The organism is Pontibacter actiniarum (genome assembly GCF_003585765.1).
GTDB classification, from domain to species: domain Bacteria; phylum Bacteroidota; class Bacteroidia; order Cytophagales; family Hymenobacteraceae; genus Pontibacter; species Pontibacter actiniarum.
Map to the genome: position 1 here is coordinate 3,259,732 of NZ_CP021235.1, position 24,722 is coordinate 3,284,453.

The 24,722-nt window shown below is 56.9% G+C and carries 15 protein-coding genes; 10 read left to right on the forward strand and 5 right to left on the reverse strand.

Going from position 1 to position 24,722, the window contains the following annotated elements:
- Positions 1-23: 23 nt before the first annotated feature.
- The 5 genes from uxaC to CA264_RS14020 form a co-directional block, all read right to left on the reverse strand.
- Entirely contained in the window at positions 24-1,487 is a 1,464-nt protein-coding gene (uxaC, locus tag CA264_RS14000) for a glucuronate isomerase (protein WP_025608014.1), read from the reverse strand.
- Positions 1,453-2,661 (reverse strand): mannonate dehydratase, encoded by a 1,209-nt coding sequence (uxuA, locus tag CA264_RS14005; protein ID WP_025608015.1) that lies wholly within the window; start codon positions 2,659-2,661, stop codon positions 1,453-1,455. Before uxuA ends, uxaC begins: the two co-directional genes overlap by 35 nt.
- A 329-nt stretch (positions 2,662-2,990) precedes the next feature.
- Positions 2,991-4,943: a RagB/SusD family nutrient uptake outer membrane protein gene (locus tag CA264_RS14010; RefSeq protein ID WP_025608017.1), complete on the reverse strand. Its 1,953-nt coding sequence runs from the start codon at positions 4,941-4,943 to the stop codon at positions 2,991-2,993.
- 13 nt (positions 4,944-4,956) lie between these two features.
- Complete coding sequence (locus CA264_RS14015; RefSeq protein ID WP_237151122.1) at positions 4,957-8,028, reverse strand: SusC/RagA family TonB-linked outer membrane protein; 3,072 nt, start codon at positions 8,026-8,028, stop codon at positions 4,957-4,959.
- Positions 8,029-8,200: 172 nt separating this feature from the next.
- Positions 8,201-10,345: a glycoside hydrolase family 3 N-terminal domain-containing protein gene (locus CA264_RS14020; protein ID WP_119570447.1), complete on the reverse strand. Its 2,145-nt coding sequence runs from the start codon at positions 10,343-10,345 to the stop codon at positions 8,201-8,203.
- A gap of 574 nt (positions 10,346-10,919) precedes the next feature.
- Between CA264_RS14020 and CA264_RS14025 the strand changes: the two genes are divergently transcribed.
- From CA264_RS14025 to CA264_RS14070, 10 genes are all read left to right on the forward strand, one after another.
- Complete coding sequence (locus CA264_RS14025) at positions 10,920-11,963, forward strand: LacI family DNA-binding transcriptional regulator (RefSeq protein ID WP_025608021.1); 1,044 nt, start codon at positions 10,920-10,922, stop codon at positions 11,961-11,963.
- Between the two features lie 51 nt (positions 11,964-12,014).
- Positions 12,015-14,180, forward strand: a complete 2,166-nt coding sequence (locus CA264_RS14030) for an alpha-glucuronidase family glycosyl hydrolase (protein WP_025608022.1) — start codon at positions 12,015-12,017, stop codon at positions 14,178-14,180.
- Between the two features lie 19 nt (positions 14,181-14,199).
- A complete protein-coding gene (locus tag CA264_RS14035) occupies positions 14,200-14,958 on the forward strand; it encodes an SDR family NAD(P)-dependent oxidoreductase (RefSeq protein ID WP_025608023.1) in 759 nt (252 codons plus the stop codon).
- 97 nt (positions 14,959-15,055) lie between these two features.
- A complete protein-coding gene (locus CA264_RS14040) occupies positions 15,056-16,234 on the forward strand; it encodes an endo-1,4-beta-xylanase (protein ID WP_025608024.1) in 1,179 nt (392 codons plus the stop codon).
- A 3-nt stretch (positions 16,235-16,237) separates the two neighbouring features.
- Positions 16,238-17,722, forward strand: coding sequence for a xylulokinase (locus CA264_RS14045; RefSeq protein ID WP_025608025.1), 1,485 nt, complete (start codon positions 16,238-16,240; stop codon positions 17,720-17,722).
- 35 nt (positions 17,723-17,757) lie between these two features.
- Entirely contained in the window at positions 17,758-19,089 is a 1,332-nt protein-coding gene (xylA, locus tag CA264_RS14050; RefSeq protein WP_025608026.1) for a xylose isomerase, read from the forward strand.
- Positions 19,090-19,128: 39 nt separating this feature from the next.
- Complete coding sequence (xylE, locus tag CA264_RS14055; RefSeq protein ID WP_211233400.1) at positions 19,129-20,568, forward strand: D-xylose transporter XylE; 1,440 nt, start codon at positions 19,129-19,131, stop codon at positions 20,566-20,568.
- Between the two features lie 128 nt (positions 20,569-20,696).
- The gene (locus CA264_RS14060; RefSeq protein ID WP_025608028.1) at positions 20,697-21,728 is read left to right on the forward strand and encodes a sugar kinase; all 1,032 of its coding nucleotides are present in this window, start codon (positions 20,697-20,699) and stop codon (positions 21,726-21,728) included.
- 20 nt (positions 21,729-21,748) lie between these two features.
- The gene (locus tag CA264_RS14065; protein ID WP_025608029.1) at positions 21,749-22,420 is read left to right on the forward strand and encodes a beta/alpha barrel domain-containing protein; all 672 of its coding nucleotides are present in this window, start codon (positions 21,749-21,751) and stop codon (positions 22,418-22,420) included.
- A gap of 455 nt (positions 22,421-22,875) precedes the next feature.
- A complete protein-coding gene (locus tag CA264_RS14070) occupies positions 22,876-24,693 on the forward strand; it encodes a nitronate monooxygenase family protein (RefSeq protein ID WP_025608030.1) in 1,818 nt (605 codons plus the stop codon).
- The last annotated feature ends 29 nt before the right edge of the window (positions 24,694-24,722 follow it).

Here is a 24,722-nt window from a genome sequence, read left to right on the forward strand (position 1 = left end):
GGGGAGGTTACATGGGGTTAGTGCTAGTTAAAAGGAAAGTAATTTTTAGCGTTGTTATAGCAGATGTCCTGCACCATCTTACCGATCCAGGGCAGGTCGGTAGGTAGCAGGCCTTGCTCCACATCGTTACCGAAGACGTTGCAAACCAATCTTCGGAAGTACTCGTGGCGCGAGTAAGACAAGAAGCTGCGCGAGTCCGTCAGCATACCGATAAAGCAGCTGATCAGCCCCATGGTCGACAGCGTGTCCAGTTGCGCCTTCATGCCATCCAGCTGGTCCAGGAACCACCAGGCCGAGCCGAACTGCATTTTGCCTCTAATGCCACCGCCCTGGAAGTTGCCGATCATCGTGGCGAAAGCGGCGTTATCGGCGGGGTTCAGGTTGTAGATCACCGTTTTCGCCAGCTGCCCGGCTGCCTCCAGCTCATTGAAAAAAGCAGCCATGGTAACCGCCTGCGGGAAGTCGCCTATCGAATCATAGCCGGTGTCCGGGCCGTTTGCCTGCAGCATGCGGGTGTTGGTATTGCGCAAAGCTCCCACGTGGAACTGCTGCACCCACCCTCTCTGGTAGTACATTTTGCACAGCTCCAGCAAAACAAAGTGGCAAAACGCATCCTGGCTGGCAGCGGCACTGTCGTCGTTACCGGCCAGCACGGCGGCAAAGTCCTGCTCCAATCCTGCCTTGCCTTTACCCGCCAGCGGCAGGCAGGACAGGCCGTGGTCCGACACGCGGCACCCGTTGCGGTGGAAGTACTCTACGCGCTGCTGCAGCGCCTCCAGCAGGGTGTCTATACTTGTGATGGCCACGCCGCTTGCCTCTGACAATTGTTTGATGTAGGCTCTGAAGCTGTCGCCCCCGCCAAGGTTCATCGCTTTGTCGGGGCGGAAGGAAGGAAGTACTTTTACACCTAAACCAGAGCTTGCGATCTGTTGGTGATAAGCCAAGGTATCCACGGGGTCGTCCGTGGTGCCGACCATCTCTACATTGTAGTGCTCCAGCAAGCCCTGCGGTGTAAAGCCTGGCTGCTGCAGCAAGTTGTTACAGTGCGCGTACACCTCGCGGGCATTCTCGCCTGTCAGCAGGTCTGTAACCCCGAAAGGGTTCTTTAGCTCCATGTGCGCCCAGTGGTAGAGCGGGTTACGCATGGTATAAGGCACGGCCTCTGCCCAGGCCACAAACTTCTCTTCGTCGCTGGCATCTCCGGTAATATACTTCTCTTCGATGCCCAGCGTGCGCAGCGCGCGCCATTTGTAGTGGTCGCCGGCAAGCCAGATCTGTGTCATGTTCTGGAAGTTCTCGTTCTTAGCGATCACCTCCGGCGACAGGTGGCAATGGTAATCGATAACAGGCAGCCCTTTGGCGTACTCGTGGTACAACAGCCGGGCTGTCTCTGTCTGTAGCAGGAAGTCGTCGCTCAAAAAGCTGTTTGCCTGTTGCGGGTACAGCTTTTTACTAGCGGGCTCCTGTAAAGGTGTGTTTTTGATCATGTAAGTCATTATTAAAAAGCGATTTCTCTATTCCCATCTCCAGGCCCCGCAACTCCGCAAGGCCCCGCAGCCTGCCAATGGCAGAATAGCCAGGGTTGGTCGTTTTCACCAGGTCGTCCAGCATCTGGTGGCCGTGGTCGGGGCGGAAAGGGATAGGCAGCTCACGCTGCTGGTTAATGGCGATCAGCTCTTTCATCACGCCGTACATATCCACGTCGCCAGCCAGGTGGTCTGACTCGTAGAAATTGCCCTGTTCATCTTTCAGCACATTGCGCAGGTGGGCGAAGTATACCCGGTGCCCTACTGCCTTTATAATTTCAACGGGGTTGTTGTGGCCGCCTGCGCCGAGGGAGCCCGTGCAGAAACAGATACCATTGGCCGGGCGATCCACTCTGTTAATAATGTGCAGCAGGTCTTCTTTGGAGCTGGCAACGCGCGGCAAGCCAAGTATAGCATAAGGCGGGTCGTCCGGATGAATGGTCATGTTGATGCCTGTTTCCTCGCATACATCCATGATGGACTCCAGGAAGTAAGCCAGATTCTCCCGCAGCCCTTCGTGCCCAATGCTCTTGTAGATTTCTATACTTTGCAGCAGTTGCGGTATCATTACGCTACCCTCTGTAGGCACGCCCATCAGGATGATATCACTCAGGGCAGCAAGCTGCTCTTCGGTAGCCTTTTCATGCCGTTCTTTTGCCTGGGCTACTATTTCAGCTGCATAGTCGTTTTCAGCACCTTCACGCTTCAGGATGAACATATCAAACATGGCCAGGTCAGCCCAGTTAAAGTATAGCGCCTTTGCTCCGTTCGATAGCTCCAGGGCCAAGTTCGTACGGGTCCAGTCCAGCACGGGCATAAAGTTGTAGCAGACAGTGGAGATGCCACAAGCTGCCAGGTTTCGGAGCGTCTGGCGGTAGTTATCCAGGTATACTTCACAGTCAGCGCTACGGGTTTTGATAGCCTCGTGCACCGGTACGCTCTCCACCACCACCCACTGCAGGCCGGCGGCTTCGATTATATTTTTCCGTTCCTGTATTTCCGCTACGGGCCATACTTCGCCATGCGGTATGTGGTGCAGGGCACTCACGACACCCGTTGCGCCGGCTTGCTTTACATCCTGCAAGGAAACCGGGTCATTGGGGCCGTACCATCTCCAGCTTTGTATTAGGGGCATAGTATTTTTCTGTAGTTAGGTTTTATGCTGCCTCAGCAGCGGCATTTTCTTGTTAGCTCAGGGCAGCGCCGTGGCACTACAGGCACAGCTGCGCCTAAGCAAAATAGAGGTAAAAAGGAGCCAGCAGCGCCCTTTTACCTCACTCACTCTAAACTAAAATTAATCAACCATTTCTTTCTGTTGGCGTGATAGCAGCGCCGTAAAAGGCTCTCTTGCTGTAGCCTCTGTGCACGGCGTCGGCTGCCTGTGTTACGGCGCTGGTTTGCAAAGCTTGGCAGGTTTCCGCCCAACCTGAGCGCTACCCGCCAAGCCTTACTCTACCAGTTTGGTTAGTACCCCGGATTCTGATAGGCCGCTTTCTCTGCCGGAGAAAGATCCATGGCATCCAGCTGGTTTATCGGAATAGGGCGCAGGTAGTGGTATGGCTGAATGTTGCGTGTCACGGTTTGAGGCGTATGGTCTCCGTACCGGATTCCGCCAATTCTGTAAGTAGACGCAAGGTCTTCCCACTTCTGGGTGCGTATCAGGTCATACCAGCGATAGCCCTCGCCATAGTACTCGCGCGAACGCTCAGCCAGGATATAATCGATATCAATAGTTGCCGGAGTGGCAGCCACCAGCTCTGCGCTATGGTCTTCCATTTTAGGCTGGTTTCCGTTGTTATCCCAGCGCCACTTGCCGGCACGGGCGCGAATCACGTTGATCAGTTCTCTGGCGCTTCTGCTGCCCGTTGCTCCCTTCACGGCCGCCTCGGCCGCGATAAAGTACAGCTCCGAGAATTTGGCAATGTTAAACGGACGCGTGCTCGCAGCATTCGGCTGGCCCAGGCCATTACCATTGTCGGTGCGGTAAGGGCCAAGCTTCCAAAGCCCCGGGTACACAATTCTGCTAATGCCGCTTGGCGCTATCACAAAGTCAGACCTGCCCGGTAGCTCTCCCGCACCTACGTTGCTCTTACCTCCCTCACCAGGGGCAGGGTAGTTAATCTGCGCCGTTGGTTCTTCGTCCAGAAAAGTCAGGATGGCACCACCCGGAGAAACCGGCAAGCCGTTGGCATTGTACACAACAGGTGCGTTAACCCCGCCTTTAGGCCAGTTGCCACGGTACACGGTTGTAAAGGTGCCGTCGTAGCGCGAATCGTTGGTTTTGTCGGCAAAAGTGTTGGTGATGGCACCAATTGTAGGTGCCATACGTGTCCATGGGCGGCCCAAAGCCTGATCCGCCTCCCGCTGCACAGAGCTTATAGTAGACTGCCACTTCGGATCTGTAGCGCTTCTGATGTTGGTGTAGTTCCAGGTCATCATCCAGCCGGCAAAGTTCTCAGGGGCGGTACCGTTACTCCAGCTCAGGCTGGACCCGTTGTAGAACTCGCTCGACTCGGTGTGGTCTGCGTACAGCAGGATTTCCATGTTGCGGTCGTTTGAGGCGACGTTAACATCATAGTAGGTATCCATCAAACGGAAATTCCCCGGCTCGTCGATGGCGGCTGTTGCCACATCGTATGCCTGCTGAAAATACCACTGGGCACTCTGTCCGTCTGGGTCCGTACGGGGCGCCTCCGGGTAGGTCGGAATGTTATCCGGGTTTTCCAGCCACCATCCGTAGGTCAGGTACGCTTTGGCCAGGTAAAGGCGTGCCAGTGTTTTTGTTACGCCACCGGTTACACGGCCTTTAAGCGGCAGGTCCTCCACCGCTTGTCTCAGGTCCGGGAAGATCGCTTTGGTATAAACCTCTGGCACGGTATTGCGCACAGAGCTCCTCACAGGGTTGTTGTTGAACTTCAGCTCCCCCGCACCCAGGTCCAGCGGCACGCCCCCGAACGTTTGCACCAGCATAAAGTAGTCGAACGCGCGGAAGAACCTTGCTTCGGCAATAACCGCGTCAGGCACAGTTCCCAGCTCGGATGCGTTTTCGATAACCCCGTTGGCAGTGTTGATGTTAGAGAACGCGGCACCCCACAGCACGTCGGCGCGGCTGTCGGTAGGCGTGATCTCACCCTCGCCTGAGACGTCCATCACCTTAAAGTTCTGGTCTGCACTCTGGCCGTAGGTTACCTCATCGGTGCCGGTTTCAGTAGTGTTGTAGTAGTAAGCCTGCCCGTAGACGTAGCGCAGGTGGGCATACATAGAGTTTACGCCACCATAAATGCCTCTCTCGGTTTTAAAGAAACCCGGCTCGTAAATACTGCGTGGCTGTTCTTCCAGAATATCCTCACAAGAGGTCAGGGACAGCGCCACCATCAAGGCTGTTCCTATAAATGCTTTATTCCTAAAAAGTTTCATCTTTGTCTTTTACTTAAAATGTGACATTGAGACCAACCAGGTAGTTGCGCGTTGAAGGCGCGTTCGTGCCAATCGTCAGCAGGCGGCTCGGAACACCGTTACCGGTTGACGCCACGTTTTGGTCAGCATAGGAGTTAGTTTCAGGGTCCATGCCTGAGGCTTTGTGGTAAGGTGAGAACAGCACAAACGGGTTCTGCGCAGTGGCGTAAACCCGCAGGTTCTGAATGCCCACTTTCCCCAGCCAGTTGTTATTCTCAAAGTTATAGCCAAGTGTGATCGTGCGGATCTTCAGGTATGACGCGTCGAAGTAGCCCAGCGTGCTGGCATACTTAAGGTTGTCGCCACTTCTCAGGCTTGCCGGGTTTGGATATTCTGCGCCGGTGTTCTCCGGTGTCCAGTAGTCCACAGCCACGTTGTTGCGGCGCCCGTTCAGCATGTTCAGGTAACCAGACGCGCCGTAGAGTGTGCTATTAAGAATACCACCGCTCTGGAAAGCCGCCACAGCGCTCAGGTCAAAGCCTTTGTAGCCTACGCGGGTGTTAAAACCGCCCTGGAAATCAGGGTTCGCGTTCATGATCTGTCTGTCGTCCGCGTTGATAGCCCGTACCGGCGTTCCGTCTTCGTTATACCCGCCGGTGTATTTCACCTTGATCATACCAAGGGTGGCGTTAGGGTCTTTTTCGTTTGGCTCCAGAATGTTTCTGTACGGGTCGCCCTCCTGCCAGAGGCCAACCTTCTCGTAGTCGTAGATAACGTTGACAGGATGCCCAACGAACAGCCAGTTGGCCTTGTCTTCATCCGACCCCGAGGCAAGCGAGGTGATTTTGTTGCGGTTGCCGTAGATGTTTACCCCAGCTTCCCAGGTCCAGCCGTTTGCGTTCTCAATGATCACCCCGTTGAGCGAGAGCTCAAGGCCTTTGTTCTGCATCGACCCTATGTTAGCCGTGTAGCTGTCCACGCCCGATGTAGGGGGCAGCCCCAGGCTCAGCAGAATATCCTCGGTATCCGTTACATAGTACTCTACTGTACCCGATAGGCGGTTATTCAGGATCGCAAAGTCCACTCCGTAGTTCCATGTTTTGGAGTACTCCCAACCCAGGTTAGGGTTAGGCAACTGCGATACATAGTACCCGGTTGTGAAGTCATCGGGGCCAAAGTTGTAAGGTCTGGTGGCTAAGAGCCCAAGCGTAGAGTATGGTGTGATGGCCTGGTTAGAGGTTTGTCCGTAGCCTGCACGCAGTTTCAGCATGTCTACTAAGCCGACATTCTCCATAAACGACTCCCTGGCGATGTTCCAGCCAGCCGACACAGCAGGATAAGTATGCCATTTGTGCCCCGGTGCCAATCTGGAAGAACCATCGGAACGTACGGTTACGCTCAGCATGTAACGGTCGTCGTAGGAGTACATCGCGCGGCCCATCCACGACAGCAGGCCCCACTGTGTGTATATTTGCTCATCAGGGTCAACGATGATTTCGTCAGCGGCACGCCCTATGTTGTAGAACTGGAAAGCGTCTGTCGGGATGTCTCTTCCCGCTATGAGGGATCTGTCATACTGCTCTTGCGAGGCAGAGTACAGGCCCACGACGTTCACGTTATGCTTCCCCGCAAAGGTGCGGTCGTAGGTCAGCAGGTTTTCAATGGTCCAGTTGGTTGTCACCGTGTTGCCAAGAGAAGCAGTTGAAACGGCTGTTGAGTCAGCGGTGTTTATTCCGCGCCCTGTGTAGGCTCCGTTGCGGCTCTGGCGGTAGTTTAAGCCCAGGTTAGCCCGGTACTTCAAGCCCTCCACTCCCGGTATTTGCACTTCGCCGTACAGGGTGTTGTAGGTGGCAAAGGCCCTGGTCTCATTCAACCACTCATCCTCTAAGTCCTCTACTCTGTCTTTTGTGTAAACCCAGTAATCATCCTGCGGCATCTTCACCACTCTTTTCAGTGTACCGTCCGGATTGTACGGGTTGGCAAGCGGCGACAGGCTCAGGGTATTGTACAAGCCCACATTAGACCCTTCGGTAACGTTGTAGTTGTTGTATGAGTTGATCCCAACACGCACATACTTCCCAAGTCCCTGGTCAAAGCTGCCTCGGATAGAATAACGCGTGAACTGCTGCGTAGGCACCACGCCCTTATCCTTAAAGTAGCCAGCGCTAAAGTTATAGTGCCCCTGCTCTGTACCACCCGAAATACCTATGTCGTGGCTTGTGGTGATACCGGTTCTGTACAGCAAGTCCTGCCAGTCTGTGTCGATATCCTCCGCCTCGTCCAGGCCCATTTTCCCTTCAAGCTGCGCGGGGCCGGAAGCCTCACGCAGGGCCAGGAGTTCTGGTCCGCTCATCATGTCGTAGCGTGCAAAAACGTCTTTCACGCCGAAAAAGCTGTTGTAGCTAATCTGTGGCTTCTGCCCTGCCTTTCCCGACTTGGTTGTTACCAGCACAACGCCGTTCGCACCGCGCGAGCCGTAAATAGCTGTCGCAGAGGCATCCTTCAGGATGTCAATGCTCTTAATGTCGCTGGGGTTGATGTCGGAGACAGACCCGGGAAAAGGAATTCCGTCCAGCACCACCAGCGGGTCGTTTCCGCCGGAGATAGAGCGCGTACCGCGAATCCGGATTTGCATGGAGGCACCCGGCTGAGAGGATGACTGCGAGAACTCCACACCTGGCAAACGGCCCTGCAAAGCCTGCGTAATGTTTCCTGACGGCACCTGGGTAATCTCGTCTGCACTGATGGAAGCAACAGAGCCTGTTACAGCCTCTGCCCGCTGCGCACCATAGCCAATAACCACTACCTCTTCAAGCGCCTTCGCATCTACACCCAAAGCTACGTTGATCGTTGACTTACCATTTACAGGCACCTCCTGCGACTGGTACCCGATGTAGGTAAATACAAGCGTACCGCTACCGTTCGGCAGGTTTAGCGTATAGTTGCCCTGCGCATCCGTAGGGGTTGCCGTGGTGGTGCCTTTCAGCAGGACCGTTACCCCGGGCAGGCCTACGCCCGCCTCAGCGTCCGTCACACGCCCCGACACGCTGAAAGAGCCGCTTTGCGCCATTACCTGGGAGCTTACCGCAACATAGGCAAGCAGCACAAGCGCAAGTTTTATGACCTCCGGTACACGTACCCGCCTGGTCAACAGTTTGAGATTTAGTGTAAAATCACATTTCATAAGTGCTAGAATTTTGATTAGAACTGCTTTAAGGTGTATAGTTTCTCCTAGCAGGCACCACCGAACGGAGAGGGCCGTGCTATGCCGCATGTAGTTATTTCACAGTAAAAGTCGCTTCTGCCGGCCTGCCTGCCCCGAGGGCCTCGCTGCGCTTGCCGGGTACCGCGCCGCCCACAAAAACCTTGAACCGCCCCGGCTCTATTTTCCGCTGCCCGTGCTCATCCACCATCTCCATCATTTCCGGCGTAACGGTAAAGGCCACTTTTGCAGAGGCCCCAGGCTCCAGCTTCACCCGCCGAAAAGCCTTCAGGGAGTAGAGCGGCACGGCAGCGCTTGCCTGCTCATCAGTCAGGTAAAGCTGCACGACTTCCTCTCCTTCGTGTTCTCCGTCGTTTGTCACCGTGGCTTCCAGGGTAAGGGCTTGGTTTTTCCTGATTTTGGCGGACGCCAGTTTCATGTCGCTATACCTGAAGCTGGCGTAGCTCAGGCCAAAGCCAAAAGGATACATTGGCTCTGCCTGCATGTAGCGGTAGGTCCGGCCTGCCATGCTGTAGTCTTCGTAAGCCGGCAGCTGGTCCAGCGATTTAGGAAAGGTAACCGGCAGTTTGCCAGAGGGGGAGGCTGCCCCAAAGATGATATCCGCTACGGCGTTGCCGCCTTCTTCCCCCGGGTACCACGCCAGCAGCACCGCGTCCGAAAGCTCGTGCACCTCCGACAGGTTCATGGGGCTACCCCCGGTAATAACTGTTATGATTGGTTTTGTATGTCCTTCGCGAAGCTTCCTCAGAAAGTCGAGCTGGTTTTCCGGGAGGTTATAGTCCAGGCGGTCACCGTAGTGGGGCGAAGCAATGGATTCGCCTTCCTCCCCTTCCAGCACCCCTGTAAGCCCCAGCACAACAATGGTAGCGTCGGATGTCTTTGCCCCGCCTGTTGTCCAGTCCACCGGGTTTACATTTTCTCTGTCCAGCAGCGTGCCCGGCTTGTAGTGCAGCTGGCTTCCGGGGCTGATCTGCGCCGTAAGCCCCTCCAGTATGGTAACCATGTTAGGGTTAACCCCATAGTAGTTGCCGAGCAGTGCATCGATGCTGGCGGCGTTGGGGCCAACCACAAAGTAGCGCGGCAGGTTGTTCTGCAGCGGCAGCACGCCATTGTTCTTCAGCATCACCACAGACTTCAGGGCTGCCTCCTTGGCCAGCGCCCTGTGGGCTTTGCTGTTTACTACGGTTGCTGGGATGCTCTCATAAGGATTTGTGCCTGCCGGGTCGAACATGCCCAGCTTAAACCGCGTCGCCAGGAGCGTGGCCAGAGCCCCGTCAATCTCCTCCTCTGTGACCAACCCTTGCTTTACAGCCTCCACCAGGCTGGGGTATACATCGCCGCAGTTCAGGTTTACCCCCCTTTTCAGTGCCAGGGCCGCCGCCTCTACAGCGTTTGCGGCAACAGCATGGCCCTTATAAAAGTCAGCAAGGGCTCCGCAGTCTGAAACCACGTGCCCCTTAAATCCCCACTCCCGGCGCAGGACATCATTCAGCAAAAAGTCGTTTCCGCAGCAAGGCTCCCCGTTGGTGGCGTTGTATGCACACATTACAGCCTCCACATCTGCCTCCACCAGGGCCTTAAAAGCCGGCAGGTACGTTTCGCGCATGTCCTTGACAGATGCCTGCGCGTTAAACTCATGCCGCAGCCGCTCCGGCCCACTGTGCACGGCGTAATGCTTGGCGCAGGCCGCCACTTTTAAATGGTTGGGATCCGTCCCCTGCAGGCCCTTCACAAAGGCAACACCCAGCACGGAGGTAAGGTAAGGGTCTTCGCCGTACGTCTCCTGCCCCCTTCCCCACCGCGGGTCCCGAAAGATGTTCACGTTGGGGGTCCAGAAGGTCAGGCCGGCATACTTTTGGCGATGGCCGCGTGCCACAGCGGCATTGTACATGGCGCGCGCCTCATCCGAAACAGCGCTGGCCACTCTAAAGGCCAGGTCCTCGTCAAAGGTGGCCCCGAGGCCAATGGCCTGCGGAAACACAGTGGCCGCACCTGCGCGCCCTACGCCATGCAGCGCCTCATTCCACCAGTCATAGGCAGGAATCCCCAGGCGCTCAACAGCAGGCGAGCTGCTGGTCATCTGCTGCGCCTTCTCCTCAAGCGTCAGTTGTGAGAGCAGGCTCTTCACCCGCAGGTCCACGGGCTTCGACACATCTTTGTAAACAGGCAGCTCCTGCGCCCTGCACCCGATTGCGAACAAAAGCGCAAGTACGCATGCTAGGCTCCGAGCCACTCCTCCTGTCAATGCTGTTTTTCCTGTCTTCGCCAACTTCGTTTCGTTTATCAACTTTTAGCTTCAGATCATTTTATGGTGTCTTGCTCCGCAACAGGCTACACATCAAAGCATTGCCTGTTTCTTCACACTGCAAAGAGAACCGATTTAAGGGAGCCAATCCTCTTCGTACTTACCGAAGCACTCTACTGCTCAACTAGTAGTGAGTGCTTCCTTACCACACTGTAAACATCAAACATATTTTTTACTTTCGCAACCGATTGCAGAAACTTTTTTTTCCAACAAAGCCGTACAAGCTGCAAAAAGTATCAAAATCACCTTCTTTAATACCAAGCCAGCATCAGAAAACAGGAATACATGACCGCATAAGTATATTTTTCTACCCAAAAATGACGCATTGCAAAAAAAATGCTGTACATTGTGGTGACTAAGCGCTCACTGTCGCAACTTTAACTCGATTAATTACGGATTATATCGCAGAATAGCATTGCAATCGGTTGCATTACTTAAATTCGGCAGGCATCGTTACAAAAAAATTATCATGGAGAAAGAAGTAACCATTTATGATATAGCAAAAGAGTTGTCCATTTCCCCCACCACGGTGAGTAGAGGCCTGAACAACCACCCTGCGGTTAACAAGAACACAAAGCAGAAGATTATTGACGTGGCCAGCCAAATGGGGTATCGCTCTAACACTTTTGCCAGCAAGCTCAGAAAGCAGCGCACCAACACGATTGGGGTGATCGTACCCCGGCTGGACAGTAACTTTCAGTCTTGTGTGATGGCAGGCATGGAGAAGGTGGCGAACGAGGCAGGCTACAACCTGATCATAAGCCAGTCACTGGAAACGGTTCAGAAGGAGATCGCCAACGCGAGAACCATGTTCGACAACCGGGTAGACGGCCTGCTGGTGTCCATTGCCTACGACACAGAGAACATAGACCACTTTGAGCCTTTCTTCAGCAAGGGCATTCCGGTGCTTTTCTACGACAGGGTGCCGGAGCATAAGAAGTGCACCAGCATCGTGATAGACAACATACAGGCCGCCTACAAGGCCACCGCCCACCTGGTGGAGCAGGGCTGCAGCAATATCGTGCACATCAGCGGCAACCTGAAGGTGAATGTATACAAAGACAGACTCAAGGGCTTTAAGTACGCCTTAATGGACAGCGACCTGCCTTTCAGCGAGTCCTCCGTTATCACAACGAACCTAAACGAAGAGGCGGGCATACAGGCTGCCAAGCAGATCCTGCAGATGAACCCGAGACCGGACGGCATTTTTGTAGCCAACGACAACTGCGCCGTCAGCTGCGTGAAGACACTCAAGCAAGCCGGCGTTCGCATACCCGAAGACATCGCCGTGGTAGGCTTCAACAACGACCCCATTACCCGGGTGATTGAACCAAACCTGACGTCCGTGGACTACCCGGGCAATGAAATGGGCGAAGTAGCCGTCAGGAGCCTTATCAACTACCTGGACGGCATGTCAGATGTAAGCCTCACGAACACGATCACGCTCCGTTCCGAGCTGGTTGTGCGCGAGTCCACGACAAGAACCGGGGCGACAGGCGCTGTTGCGCCCTAAGCCCCCTGTGCAGCTCTTAAACCCCTTGTTTCACTACCAAACGTACACAGCATGAAGCGAAAGCCTGTTTCCCTTTTACTGCTCCTGTTATTTTTGTTATCCGCAAACCACCGGCTGCTGGCCGAAGATGGCTATAGGCTGTGGCAAAGGTATGAGCAGGTGCAGGATGCCGCCCGGCTGCAGGCCTACCGCCAGGCACTGAACGAACTGGTTGTACAGGGGAACTCGCCCACCCTTACGGTGGCGCAACAGGAACTGCAAACAGGGCTTAGCAGCTTGCTGGGCCAGCCATTAGCGGCTGTAAAGAGCCCCACGAAGCAAAACATACTGGTGGCCGGCACCCCTTCCGGCTCTGCCCTTGTAAAAGAACTGGCCACAGCGGCCAGGCTAAAGCCGCTCGGGGAGGAAGGCTACCTGCTGCTCACCACCGCTAAAGACGGAAAGCAGTACACCGTTATCGCCGCCAACACCGACATCGGCGTGCTGTACGGAAGCTTTCATTTTCTGCGGCTGCTACAGACACAGCAGGACATCGGGAAGCTATCGCTCGCGAGCAGCCCTAAAATCAAACACCGCGTGCTGAACCACTGGGACAACCTGGACAGAACCGTAGAACGCGGCTACTCCGGCTTTTCGCTTTGGGACTGGCACCGCCTCCCGGGCTACATAGACCAGCGCTACCTCGACTATGCAAGGGCCAACGCTTCTGTCGGCATCAACGGCACTGTGCTGACGAACGTGAATGCCAACGCCCTGGTGCTTACCCAGGATTACCTTAAAAAAGTAGCCGCACTGGCAGACGCCTTCCGCCCCTACGGCCTGAAAGTATACTTAACCGCCCGCTTTAGCGCCCCCATCGAGATCGGCGGCCTGAAAACGGCCGACCCGCTGGACCCGCAGGTACAGGCCTGGTGGAAACAGAAGGCAGACGAGATTTATACATTGATCCCGGACTTCGGCGGCTTTTTGGTGAAGGCAAACTCAGAGGGGCAGCCAGGGCCGCAGAACTACGGCAGAACACACGCAGACGGCGCCAACATGCTGGCCGATGCCGTCGCCCCGCATAAGGGCATTGTGATGTGGCGCGCCTTCGTTTACAGCGAAGATGAGCCCGATGACCGCGCCAAGCAGGCGTACAACGAGTTTAAGCCGCTGGACGGCCAGTTCAGAGACAATGTGCTGGTACAGGTGAAGAACGGGGCCATCGACTTTCAGCCGCGCGAGCCCTTCCATCCGCTTTTCGGCGCTATGCCGAAGACACCGCTGATGCTGGAGCTGCAGATCACGCAGGAGTACCTGGGGCAGGGCACCACGCTGGCCTACCTCTCCCCCATGTACAAAGAAACGCTGGCGTCTGACACCTACGCGAAGGGCAAAGGCACCACGGTTGCCAAAGTGGTCGACGGTTCTGTTGACAAGCATCGGCTGACCGGTATAGCAGGCGTAGCCAACATCGGCACCGACCGCAACTGGACCGGCCACCAGTTCGGGCAGGCCAACTGGTACTCCTTCGGCCGCCTCGCCTGGGACCATGCCCTCTCCCCCGAAGCCATTGCAGACGAGTGGATCAAAATGACTTTCACCGGCGAGCAGGAGTTTGTGGCACCGGTAAAGAACATGATGATGAACTCGCATGAGGCCGTGGTAAACTACATGACCCCGCTTGGGCTGCACCACATCATGGGCTGGTCGCACCACTACGGCCCCGGTCCCTGGATCAAGGACAAGCACCGCGCCGACTGGACTTCCGTGTACTACCACCGCGCCGACGAAAAGGGGATCGGTTTTGACCGCACTGCCTCCGGCAGCAACGCCGTCAACCAGTACTTCCCCCCTGTCGCCAAAGAGTTTGGCAGCCTGAAACGGTGCCCCGAAAAGTACCTGCTCTGGTTCCACCACGTGGACTGGGACCATCAGGTAAACTCGGGCAGAACGCTCTGGAACGAGCTCTGCTACCGCTACAGCAGCGGCGTAGACTCGGTGCGCCAGATGCAAAAGACATGGGACAGCCTGGAGGGCATGGTGGACCGGGAGCGCTTCTCGCATGTGAAGCAGTTCCTGGCGATACAGGAGCAGGAGGCGGCGTGGTGGCGCGATGCCTGCCTGCTGTACTTCCAGACATTCTCTAAAAGGCCGATACCGCAGGATTTGGAAAAACCGGCGCATACCCTGGACTACTACATGAGCCTGGACCCGCAGTTTGTTCCGGGCATATAAACATACAACACACTTATCTATGGATTCTAATTCTAACGCAGCGACGAAAACGGCCCTTGTAACAGGCGGGGCATCCGGCTTGGGCTATGCCATCGCAGAGAAATTTGTGCAGCAAAATATCCGCACGATCATCATCGGCAGAAACGAGCAGAAGCTGCAGGCGGCCAAGGAGAAGTTCGGCAGCCTGTGCTCTTATGTCGTTTTCGACCTGACGAACCTGGCAGGGATTCCGACCCTCGTTGCCAACCTGGAGCAGGAGCACGGCAAGATCGACATATTGGTCAACAACGCGGGCATTAACATGAAGAAGCCATTTACAGAGGTAACCGACGAAGAGTTCCAGCGGATTATACTTACCAACGTGACAGCCGTGTTTGCCCTCAGCCGTGAGGTGGTAAAAACCATGCTGCCGCACCAGAGCGGGGCAATCGTCAATATCAGCTCCATGGCGGCCCAGTACGGCATTCCGAAAGTGATCGCCTACACGGCCTCTAAAACGGCTATCGAGGGCATGACCCGCTCCATGGCCGTGGACCTGTCGCCGCAAGGCATACGGGTAAACTGCGTTGCTCCCGGCTTTATCGCCACCGACATGTCGGCCAAGGCGCTTGACAACGACCCGGAGCGCAAGAACAAGGTGCTGTCGCGCACGCCGATGGGCAAATTAGGCACACCAGCCGATGTGGCAGAAGCCGTTTACTACTACGCCACAGAGGGCGCCAGGTACGTAACAGGCACCGTGCTTCCTGTAGATGGGGGCAACTCGATCGGGTTTTAGCGCTGTAACCGCACGCTACCGGCTGCAAAGCGGCATGCTTTGCCCCGGTAGCTTACCGCCTGCTTTTACCCTGTCTTTCACCGTTCAAAACCGGATCATGAAAAAACACAACGCCTTACTCGCCTCCTCGCTTCTGCTCGCGGCCATCGCATTCGGCTGCACAGAGGCACAGCCTGCTGCCACGGAGGAAGCAGCACAGGAGCAGGCTGCCACCGCGCCTGCTTCCCTAAAGGATGCTTTTGAGCAGGACTTTCATGTGGGCGCGGCGCTCAACGGCTACCAGGCCAGCGGCAAAGACGCGAAAGCCACCGCTATTATTACCCGGCAGTTTAACACCATCAGCCCGGAGAACCTGCTGAAGTGGGGCTCTGTGCACCCGCAGCCGGGGGAGTATACCTTTGGGCCAGCCGACGAGTACGTGGCCCTGGGCGAGAAGCACAACATGTTCGTCGTGGGCCATACCTTGGTTTGGCACAACCAGACGCCGAACTGGGTGTTTGAAGACGGCAAGGGCAAGCCCGCCAGCAAAGAGGCCCTGCTACAGCGCATGGAAGACCACATCAACACCGTGGCCGGACGCTACAAAGGCAGGGTCGACGGCTGGGATGTGGTAAACGAGGCACTGAACGACGACGGCACCCTGCGCGAATCCAAGTGGCACAGCATCATCGGGGAGGAGTACCTGGAGAAGGCCTTCCGCCTGGCACATAAGGCCGCCCCGGACGCGGAGCTCTACTACAACGACTATAACCTCTGGAAACCGGCCAAGCGCGACGGTGCCATTCGCCTGGTGCAGCACCTGCAGCGCCAAGGCGTGCAGGTAGACGGCATCGGCATGCAGGGGCACTGGGGGCTGGAGCATCCCTCCATCGGGCAGATCGAGGAAAGCATCCTGGCTTTCTCAAAGCTGGGGAAGGTAATGATCACAGAGCTCGACATCGACGTGCTGCCGAACCCAAGCAACCGCAACGGCGCCGACATCGACGCGACCTTCGACTTCGACGAGAAGTATAACGTGTACACCAACGGCCTGCCGGACTCCGTGCAGCAGCAACTTGCCCGGCGCTACGCCGACATCTTTGCGCTCTTTCACAAGCACCGCGACAAGATCAGCCGCGTTACTTTCTGGGGCGTGACCGATGCGAACTCCTGGCTGAACGACTGGCCCATACAGGGGCGCACCAGCCATCCGCTGCTCTTTGACCGCAACTACAACCCGAAACCGGCCTTTGAAGCGGTATTAAACTCTGTCTCTACAAACTCACCTGCTCAATAGTATATGCTTTTATTAGGTATAGATATAGGAACATCATCTATCAAAGTATCTGTGGTAGATGCACAAACACAGGATTGCCTGGCCTCGGCGCAGTACCCCGAAGAGGAGTCGGACATTATCTCCCCCAAGCCGGGCTGGGCCGAGCAATCGCCGGAGATGTGGTGGGAACACGCCAAGGCAGCCATACACAAAGCCAATGCCACAGGCGTGTACAACCCAAAGGACATTGGCGCCATTGGCATCGCCTACCAGATGCATGGCCTGGTGGTGGTGAACAAGGAGCAGCAGCCGCTGCGCAACTCCATCATCTGGTGCGACAGCCGCGCCGTGGAGATCGGTAACAAGGCCTTTAAGGCTATCGGCGAAGAGAAAAGCCTGTCGCGCCTGCTTAACTCACCGGGCAACTTCACGGCCTCCAAGCTGGCGTGGGTAAAGGCAAACGAGCCGGAGCTGTACTACAACATCGATAAGATCATGCTCCCCGGCGACTTTGTGGCCATGAAACTGACCCGCAGCATCACCACCAGCGTTTCGGCGCTCTCGGAAGGTGTGTTCTGGGACTTCAAGGAGGATCAGCTCTCGGGCGATGTGCTCGACTACTATAAATTTGAGAAGTCCCTTATCCCGGAGATCAACCCGGTATTCTCGGAGCACGGCACGGTGCAGCAGGATGTGGCAGACGAGCTGGGCCTGAAGGCAGGCATACCGGTTACCTACAAATCCGGCGACCAGCCGAACAACGCGCTTTCGCTCAACGTGCTGAAGCCGGGAGAGGTAGCCGCAACGGCCGGCACCTCCGGCGTGATCTACGGCGTGAGCGACAAACTGATCTACGACCCTCAGTCGCGGGTGAACACCTTTGCCCACGTAAACTACGGGGAGCAGCAAAAGCGCCTGGGCGTGCTGCTCTGCATCAACGGCACGGGCAGCATAAACCGCTGGATCAGGAACACGGCCGGTGCAGGCCTAAGCTACAGCGACATGAACGAGCTGGCCGGCAGCGTCAGCATCGGCAGCAACGGCCTGCGGGTCATCCCGTTCGGCAACGGCGCTGAGCGCATGCTCAACAACAAGATCGTCGGCACGCACTTCCACAACATAGACCTGAACCTGCACTCCCGGGCGCACATGTTCCGGGCTGTGCAGGAGGGCATTGCCTTCGCCTTCCGCTACGGGCTGGACATTATGCGCGAGAGCGGCATGAACCCGAGCATTATCCGGGCGGGCAAAGCCAACCTGTTCCTGAGCAAGACCTTTACAGAGGCCTTTGTGAACGCCACCCACGTGCCGGTGGAGCTGTACCAGAACGACGGCAGCGTGGGCGCCGCCCTGGGCGCCGGTATCGGCGTAAAGGCCTTCAGCTCTGAGGAAGAGGCCTTCACCAACAGCAAGAAGCTGCAGGTGGTCGAGCCGCGGGCGATGGAGCAGTACGAACCGGCCTACCAGGAGTGGAAAGCGCTGCTGGAGAAACAACTGAATCAAAACTAACCTCAACTATAAAACAAGGTAAACTATCTAACTTTATGGCAAATAACACCTTAACCCAGACAGAATACTTCAAGGGCATTGACAAGATTAAGTACGAGGGCCCGGAGTCTGACAACCCGCTGGCGTACCGCTGGTACGACGAGAACCGCATGGTGGCGGGCAAAACCCTGAAAGACCACCTGCGCTTCGCCGTGGCCTACTGGCACTCCTTTAACGCAGACGGCTCTGACCCTTTCGGCGGCCCGACCCTTAAGTTTCCCTGGAACGAGAAGGCGGACCCGATCGCCAGAGCCAAAGACAAGATGGATGCGGCCTTCGAGTTCATCACCAAAATAGGCATGCCTTACTACTGCTTCCATGACGTGGACGTGGTGGACTACACCGACAACGTTGCCGAGAACGAGCGCAGGCTGCAGACGATGGTGGAATATGCGCAGCAGAAGCAGCAGGAGACCGGGGTAAAGCTGCTGTGGGGCACCGCCAACGTGTTCTCGCACAGCCGCTACATGAACGGCGCCTCCACCAACCCCGACTTCCATGTGCTGACGCATGCGGCGGCGCAGGTGAAAGCCGCCCTGGATGCCACCATTGCCCTGAACGGCGAGAACTACGTGTTCTGGGGTGGCCGCGAAGGCTACATGACGCTGCTGAACACGAACATGAAGCGCGAGCAGGAGCACTTTGCCAAGTTCCTGCACACGGCCAAGGACTATGCGCGCAAACAAGGCTTTAAAGGCACCTTCTTTATTGAGCCGAAGCCGATGGAGCCAACCAAGCACCAGTACGACTACGACGCGGCCACGGTAATCGGCTTCCTGCGCCAGTACGACCTGCTGGACGACTTTAAGCTGAACATCGAGGTGAACCATGCCACGCTGGCCGGCCATACTTTCCAGCACGAGCTGCAGGTGGCCTCCGACGCCGGTCTGCTGGGCTCTATCGACGCCAACCGCGGCGACTACCAGAACGGCTGGGACACCGACCAGTTCCCCAACAACCTCAACGAGCTGACGGAGGCCATGCTGGTGTTCCTGGATGCCGGTGGCGTGAAAGGAGGCGGCATTAACTTCGACGCCAAGATCCGCCGAAACTCCACAGACCCTGCCGACCTGTTCTATGCCCACATCGGCGGCGCCGACACCTTCGCCAGAGCCTTGATCACGGCAGACAACATCCTGCAGAAGTCTGACTACAGAAAGATCCGCGAGGAGCGCTACGCCTCTTTCGACAGCGGCAAGGGCAAAGCGTTTGAAGAAGGCAAGCTGAGCCTGGAGGACCTGCGCAACTATGCGGCGGAGCAGGGCGAGCCAGAAGTAAGAAGCGGCCGCCAGGAGTACCTGGAAAACCTGATCAACAGGTACATCTAAGCCATTGTAGGCATACTGTAACCATAAAAAGATTCCTCTATGGAAAACCAATCGAACCACACCGCCATGAACCTGCCCTACATCGTGGGCATTACGCTGGCGGCAACGCTGGGCGGGCTGCTCTTTGGGTATGACACCGCCGTTATCTCGGGGGCCATCGGGTCGCTGAGGACGTACTTTGACCTGAACGATGTGCAGGAAGGCTGGGCAGCGTCCAGCGCGCTGGTGGGCTGCATTGGAGGTGCCGCCATAGCAGGTTGGCTCGCAGACAGGTTTGGGCGTAAGCCCGGCCTGCTTGCAGCGGCTTTGCTGTTCACGATCTCAGCCATCGGCTCCGCCATTCCCGACACCTTCACCGAGTTCATTGTCTACCGCATCATAGGCGGGGTGGGCGTGGGTATCGCCTCTATGCTGTCGCCGATGTACATTGCCGAGATCGCACCGGAGCACCTGCGCGGCCGGCTGGTGTCGCTTAACCAGTTTGCCATTGTGTTCGGTATGCTGGTGGTGTACTTCGTGAACTACGGCATCGCCATGCAGGGCGATGCCGCCTGGAACGTAGAAACGGGCTGGCGCTGGATGTTCGGCAGCGAAACCATCCCTGCCGCCCTGTTTTTCCTGCTGCTGCTGTTTGTGCCGCAGAGCCCGCGCTGGCTTATGCTGGTGGGCCGGGAGCAACAGGCAGACACGGTGCTCTCCAGGATCATGAACCCGGGCTACGCCAAGAAAGCGCTGGCCGAGATCAAGCACTCGCTGCACCAGGACCGGGCCCTGCCTAAGGTCAGGATCATTGGCCAGGGCTTCGGCTGGGTCGTGTTTATCGGCATCATGCTGAGCGTTTTTCAGCAGATCACAGGTATAAACGTGATCCTGTACTATGCCCCAAGAATCTTTAGCCAGCTGGGCGGAGGCACCACAGACACTGCTCTGCTGCAGACCATTGTGGTAGGCGCCGTTAACTTGGTCTTTACCGTGATAGCCATACTTACCGTGGACCGCCTGGGCAGAAAGCCGCTGATGATCTACGGCTCGCTGGGCATGGGCATCTGTATTACGGCAGTGGGCACCACCGCCTACTTGCAGATTACCGATAGCTGGATCCTGATCTTCATGCTGGGCTACATCGCCAGCTTTGCGCTGTCGCTCGGCCCGGTGGTGTGGGTGCTGCTTTCGGAGATTTTCCCGAACCAGATCCGCGGCAGGGCCATGGCCATTGCGGTGGCGGCCCAGTGGATCTCCAACTTCGCCGTTAGCCAAACCTTCCCGATGATGATGGGCAACTCCTTCCTGATGGACAACTTCCACGGTGGTTTCCCCTTCTGGTTGTACGGCGCGATGTGCGTGGTAACGATCCTGTTTGTCTGGAAGTTTGTGCCTGAAACCAAGGGCCGGAAGCTGGAAGACATGGAGGCGCTCTGGAGAAAAAAATCAGAGCTGGTACCAGAGGAGCCCGCTCTGGCAGGCCAAAGCAACGTATAGGCCTGCTGCAAACAAGGCAACAGCCTTTTAAATGACATATCGGCGGGAGCCTGTAGGGCCGGTCAGGTTTACGCTGGCAGTGCCTCACAGGCTCCCGCTGTTTTTACCCCACTCCAACTGACCTATACATGAAGAATGGAAAGATACTGACCTTCGGGGAGCTCCTCTGGCGCGTGGCCTCCGCAGCCAAGGGTGCAGAGGAACCCACGGAGGGCCTGATGCAGATGCACCCGGGCGGCGCAGAAGCCAACGTGGCGGCCGCCCTGGGCCGCTGGCAGCTGCCCTGCTCTTACTTTAGCTGCCTGCCTGAAAACGAGCTGGCCACCAGGGCCCTCACCGAGCTGGCGAACTGCGGCGTTGACACCAGCCCGGTCCTCAGGCAGGGAGACCGCATGGGCTTGTACTTTCTGCTGACAGCCAACGGCCTGAGCACCGGGCAGGTGGTGTACGATAGAAAGCACTCCGCTTTCAGCCAGCTCGCGCCCGGGCAGCTCGACTGGGAAAGCCTGCTGCAAGGCTATACCTGGTTTCACTGGAGCGCCATCTCCCCTGCCCTTAACGCAAACACGGCGGCCCTGTGCAAGGAGGCGCTTACCGCCGCCAGGAAACTGGGGCTGACGGTATCAGTGGACCTCAACCACCGGAACCGCCTCTGGGACTATGGCCAATCGCCGCGGGAGGTTATGCCGGAGCTGGTGGCTTTGTGTGATGTGGTTATGGGCAACATCTGGGCCGCCCACACCATGCTGGGCACTCCCCTTGCCGCAGGCCTAGGCCGCGAAACAGAGCAGCAGACTTACCTCCGGCATGCAGCGCAGGCCGCCGCCGACATACAGCAGCAGTTTCCGCAGTGCAGGCATGTGGCCTTCACCTTCCGGTTTATGGACAGCCCGAACCACAACCTCTTTTACGGCACCTACCACCACGGCACCCGGCACTACACCTCCGCAACGCACGAAACACAGGAGCTGGTGGATCGGATCGGGAGCGGCGACGCCTTTATGGCAGGTTTGATTTACGGCCTCTACCAGCAGCTGGACGGCCAGGCCGTGGTTGACTTTGCCACTTCCGCCGCGTTTCAGAAGCTCTTTGTTTCCGGAGACTTTGGCAAGCACACCGTAACGCAAATAAAAGCACACATGGCTTCTGCCGAGGCCTAACAATTTATACTTCATCAACTATGGCAACCGATACAAGACAGGCACTGCAGCAGATACTGGCAACGCCCACCATACCCGTGTACTATAACAGCAATCCGGAGGAGTGCAAGGCTGTGCTTAGCGCGTGCTACGAAGGCGGCATCCGGGTATTTGAGTTTACAGACCGGGGCGCAGCGGCGCTCGATAATTTTAAGGTACTAAAAGAACTGGCCCAGGCGCGCTACCCTGACCTGAAGCTGGGCATCGGCACCATAAAAGACAGTGCCAGGGCAGAGGCCTACATAGCGGCAGGTGCAGACTTCATCGTGTGCCCCATTATGGATGCCGCCGTTGCGCAGACCGTGCAGCGCCACGAACTGCTCTGGATACCCGGCTGCATGACTCCCACGGAGATTGCACAGGCAGAGAAGGCCGGGGCACAGCTGGTGAAACTGTTTCCGGGCAGTGTGCTGGGCGTGGAGTTCCTGAAGGCCATCAAAGCCCTGTTCCCGGACCTCCTGTTTATGCCTACCGGCGGCGTGGCGCCCACGGCCGAAAGTATACACGAGTGGTTCTCCGCCGGCGTGAAGGCGGTGGGGCTCGGCTCTAAGCTGTTTGAACCCGACACTACCTCCGGCAGCGGCCACGCATGGCTGAGCGCGCGCTGCCGGCAGCTGCTGGAATGGGCGCAGAACAACAAAGGGGGGAGCTAAGCAGCTCCCCCTCTGCTTTGTCGCCTGCCTACAGCACAAGCATGCACGGCTTTCCCTTCCAAAACATTGCCTTTGCCTCTCCAAACTCTTTTCCCTGCTGCGCCCTGACCACCCGATGCAGTGCTTTTTACGCCGCTATTCTCCTCCCCCAGCCTGCGCGTTTCTTACATCCGAAGCCCTTCCTTACCTGTGCTATAGCTGCTTTTTGCTAACTGGCAATGATGCAGATCATGTTTGCAGCTGAGCCTGCTCATACCCCGGCACTTTTGCCTGCTATACCTTTCAGCTTTATTTCCAGCTACTGAAGCTTCGGGCCCCAGCGCTGTAAAAAGTGCCGGGGCAGACAGAGAGATTCTGCCATGCTTCTGGCAGCTGCCCTGTGGCACCTTTCTGCTCTGCAGCAGGCGGGGGCTTCGCTAAAACTCAAAAACCATTACACTTTACCAGTACACGACATGGCACACACCTCACCTCATGAATTTCACATACCCGTTATGGGCCTTGCTTTTTCAGTTGACTCACCGCTGAAGGTGGCGCGCTTCGGGATCTCCTCGGTGGTATCGCTCAGCGACGACGGCCTGCTGGAGCAGATGCGCGAATACTACAGCGGCAAGTACGGAAAGCCTTTCGTGCCCATCACCACCAAAGAGGAGGACTACCGCGCAAAACGTGTAACGGCTTACCTCAACCTGCTGGATGAGCTTGTTGCACAGCAAATGGTTGAAATGGCGGACCAGGAGTTTACCCCTGACTCTGACCTGACAAAGTACTTCCAGATGCTCCCGAAAAGCGCTATGCAAAAGGAACACTACCTGGAGATGCTCTACACCAACGACCCGTTCAGAAGGGCGCACCTGCAGGGCGAGCTGGTGGATAGCCTGGTGCCCGGGAGCATAGATGTGAACATCATGACGAAGCTGGACAAAACCAACTACGGCGCCGACGGAGAGCCGCTGCCACAGGAGTACTCGGACGCCATGGCGGGCTTGCGCGGCTTTGCGAACAGCACAGTGCGCTCTTCTGTCGTTTTCTCGGCGGGCATGAACATGCGGCTGTACGGCTACATGGAGCACTTCCCCTGCTTTTACCCTGACGCGGCAGGTACGCTGGCCAAAAAGATAGTGATCAAGGTGAGCGACTACCGCTCGGCGATGGTGCAGGGCAAGATACTGGCGAAAAAGGGCCTATGGGTGTCGGAGTTCAGGGTGGAGTCGGGCCTGAACTGCGGCGGCCATGCCTTTGCCACCGACGGCTACCTGATCGGCCCCATCCTGGAGGAGTTTAAACAGAACCGCGAGGCGCTGCGCCTGGAGCTTTACAGCCTGTTCAGCGCTGCACTCGCAGCCAAAGGCATGCACGTGCCGGTCGATATCCCGGCGCAGAAGCTAACGGTGCAGGGCGGCATTGGAACGGCGGAGGAGCATACTTTTCTGAAGGAGCACTACGGGGCCGACGCCACCGGCTGGGGAACGCCTTTCCTGCTTGTGCCGGAGGCAACCACCGTGGACGAGCCCACCCTGCAGCAGTTGGCGGCGGCGAAGGCAGAAGACCTGTACTTAAGCCCGATCTCCCCGCTGGGGGTGCCGTTCAACACGCTCCGCAACAGCTCCAACGAGCTCCTTAAAAAGGAGCGTGCCGAGCGCGGAAAGCCGGGCAGCCCCTGCGTAAAAAAGCACCTGGTGTCCAGCACCGAGTTCACGGAAGAGCCCATCTGCACGGCTTCGCGCAAGTACCAGCGCCGCAAGCTGGAGCAGCTGCAGGCCCAGCAGCTCGATACCCTTACCTACATCACCGAAGAAGCCAAGGTGCTGGCCAAAGAGTGCCTCTGCGAAGGCTTGGCCAACTCGGCGGCGCAGCTGTACAACATCAGCAAAAAAGCCGCAACCAAAGCGGTCTCCATCTGCCCCGGCCCCAACCTGGCTTACTTTTCGGGTATCTTTAAGCTGCAGGAGATGGTGGGCCACATTTACGGTCGCTTCAACGCCCTGAACAGCACGTACCGGCCCCACATGTTTGTAAACGAGCTGCAGATGTACATTGCCTACTGGAAGAATAAGAAGGAGGAGCAGTTACATACCCTTACCGACAAACAGTACAAGTCTCTGCAGGCCTTCTGGGAGAACCTGCAGCAGGGCATCCAGTACTACAAGCAGCAACTGCCCGCCATCTTTAAAGGCGAGCTGGAGCGGCAGGTGATTATGCTGGACGAGCTGCTGGAGGCCGAAGACCAGCTCCTGCTGGCCCGCCTGGACAAAGCCACAGCGGTAGCCTAACGCATACACGCTCAGCAACAGCGCCCGCA